General features: G+C 62.4%; 4 protein-coding genes. 1 reads left to right on the forward strand and 3 read right to left on the reverse strand.

From position 1 onward, the window contains the following. A partial coding sequence (locus CXY81_RS00030; protein ID WP_146067565.1) for an integrase core domain-containing protein occupies nucleotides 1-380 on the forward strand: 380 nt, incomplete at its 5' end. A 242-nt stretch (nucleotides 381-622) separates the two neighbouring features. Here the strand turns inward: CXY81_RS00030 and CXY81_RS00035 are convergent. The 3 genes from CXY81_RS00035 to CXY81_RS00045 all read right to left on the reverse strand — a co-directional run bounded on the left by CXY81_RS00035 (nucleotide 623) and on the right by CXY81_RS00045 (nucleotide 2,293). Then, entirely contained in the window at nucleotides 623-1,444 is an 822-nt protein-coding gene (locus CXY81_RS00035; protein WP_104193593.1) for a cytochrome c oxidase assembly protein, read from the reverse strand. Beyond that, the gene (locus CXY81_RS00040) at nucleotides 1,444-2,010 is read right to left on the reverse strand and encodes a DUF2243 domain-containing protein (RefSeq protein ID WP_104169178.1); all 567 of its coding nucleotides are present in this window, start codon (nucleotides 2,008-2,010) and stop codon (nucleotides 1,444-1,446) included. Before CXY81_RS00040 ends, CXY81_RS00035 begins: the two co-directional genes overlap by 1 nt. A 100-nt stretch (nucleotides 2,011-2,110) precedes the next feature. Continuing rightward, complete coding sequence (locus tag CXY81_RS00045; protein WP_104169179.1) at nucleotides 2,111-2,293, reverse strand: hypothetical protein; 183 nt, start codon at nucleotides 2,291-2,293, stop codon at nucleotides 2,111-2,113. Nucleotides 2,294-2,486 lie beyond the last annotated feature (193 nt).

The following is a 2,486-nucleotide window of genomic DNA, read 5'->3' on the forward strand; positions in this document are numbered from 1 at the left end:
TCCAGGACGCCCTGGTCATGGCCATGGCTCTCCGCGGTAAGCGGCCCGAGCAGGTGATCTTCCACTCCGATCGCGGCACCCTATACGCGTCGGAGCAGATCACCGAGTTCGCTGCCGCACATGGCATTACCCGGTCGATGGGACACACCGGAATTTGCTGGGACACCGCCATGGCCGAGAGCTTCTTCGCGACCTTGAAAACAGAGTTTTACTACCGTCGTATCTGGCCCACCCGGGCGCGCGCGATCCGCGGCGTCGCGGCGTGGATCGAGGACCGCTACAACCGCCGCCGGCGGCATTCCTCGATCAAGCATGTCACCCCGGTGGACTTCGAGATGCAATACTCGTCACAGGCCGCAGAGATCCAACTCGCCGCTTAACCCGTGTCCACTCTCCGGGGTCAAGGCCATGGTGATGGGTCCGCTGTTGCTGTCCACTGCAGCACGCCGGCCGCATCTTGCCCACCCTCTACGGGTCAAACAATCGGAAGCGTCCAACGAAAGATGGTGTCGGCCGATCGTTGCGCGGCCTGGCTCCATCCGGAAGATGTGAGCGACTACGGCCGCCGGTTGTAGGAAAGTCCCAGACCAGACAACGACGCGCAGACGACGGGGAGTTCCGTTTAACTGACAGTGCTCGGTTGCGCCTGATTGCGATGTGCGAGTTGGCGCCGGTGCTGTGGCCGCCAGGTGGAGACGAGGGCGAATGCGAGGAGAAGTTCTGCGAGGTCTCCTCCGTAGTACATGAGTTCTCCGGCCTGCCGGAACTCGGACGCGGACGCGGGGACCTGGACGAACAGCCCGGCGTAGAGGAGTTGGGAGATGATCGCGTGGCCGGCGATCGCGACGCCCAATATCACCAGCCGGGCGGGCACGGACGGTCGTCGGGGCGCGGGATCCGGGCCCGAGATGACCCAGGCGAACAGGTAGCCGGCCGCGAGGAAGTGCAGGTGCACGAGGTGGTGAAGGACAGGGGCGTTAGACGCGGCGGTGAAGAGAGGGGTGAAGTACAGCACGGCCAGACCTCCGAGATTGAGGGCCAATGCGGTGACGGGGTGGGCGATGAGGTGCATGGGCCGGGCTCGGAGAATGCGTCCGATGAGCTTGCTTTGACGTCGGGGTACGGACCGGAGCAGAAGGGTTATGGGTGCGCCAAGGACCAGCCCGATGGGCGCGTACATCCCGATGAGCAGGTGCTGGTACATGTGAGTGGGAAGCCCGCCGAGAGGAAATGGAGAGGTCTGCGGGGATAAGCCCAGGGCGAGGAGAGTGCAGCCGGTGAGGAATCTTGCGGTCCGCCAGCTGCTCCACCCGCGTGGTTCCTTACCGCGGTTATGAGCGAGGAGAACGTATCCGAGCGCTACTGCGGCGATGAGGATCAGCGGAACCGCCGTCCCCAAGGCGGTGGCGGCGTGGCCGGCGTGAGCCTCGTGTGTGTCGGACATCACCTCAAGGAGTGCGTTCGATCATTGTGGTCGGTCAGATCGATGGGGCGCCCGATGCGCTGCAACAGCCATCCGCCGATTACGAGTAACGCGCCGAGGACAAGGAAGAGGATATCGGCCAGGGTTTGGAACTCCCCGCTGATCACGTGATGGACCCCCAGGATGTGGTGGTCCACGATGCCTTCCACCAGGTTGAATATTCCCCACCCGACCAGGATCCAGCCCCAGAGCACGCGTGAGGCCCAGACGCGGCCGCGGGATCCGGTGACGCGAGAGTAAAGCATTCCGAGCCCGATCAGTACCGCGAGCCAAGTGACCGTATGGAACAACCCGTCCCAAAGCGTGTTCATTTGCAGACCGGGGACCGTATCCGCTGGGTAGGATCCGATATCAATGTTCGCGGTCGCGGCGCTGGTGAGCATGTGGTGCCACTGCAGGATCTGATGCAGCAGGATCCCATCGACGAATCCACCCAACCCGATACCGAGGATGGTGCCAGGTAGACCGATCCCGCGGGGCTGTGCGCGGGTTTCCGCCACATTCACGCCTGAAGCGTTGACCACCATATCTCCATTCGGTTGATACAACACCAGAATGGCACCGCGCGGTGCGGTCGTCCAGTTCCCTGCTCACTTGGTAGTCGCCCTTGTGGGATTGAGGTCTCGCTCAAAGCTGACGTCCCTGAGCTTTCACGGCAGCCCGACGAGTGCTCGTCAGGAAGGAGACAGTGAGTAAGACGAGGGCGAAGAGACCTGCGGTGATGATTCCTAGGAAGTTCAGGTCAACGGTGAGAACGTAAATAAGGGGTGCCAGGATGTTGCTGTGCAGCTCGGCGAGCACGGACAACATCCCTAGCCCGCCGATGACGAAGCCTCAATCCGCCGCTCATTCAAGGCGGACCGGTGGATTGAGGCTAGGCGCAATACCGTTCAGTTAAGCGTTCTCGTGTTACGTTGTGGCGATGGCGCGTACAGGGTGGGTAAAGCCGGTCTCTGATCGCCGGTTGTCGGATTTGGTGTCGGTTGGTTTGTTGACCCGGGTG

The organism is Cryobacterium sp. M25 (assembly GCF_002929635.1).
Taxonomy (GTDB): Bacteria; Actinomycetota; Actinomycetes; order Actinomycetales; family Microbacteriaceae; genus Cryobacterium; species Cryobacterium sandaracinum.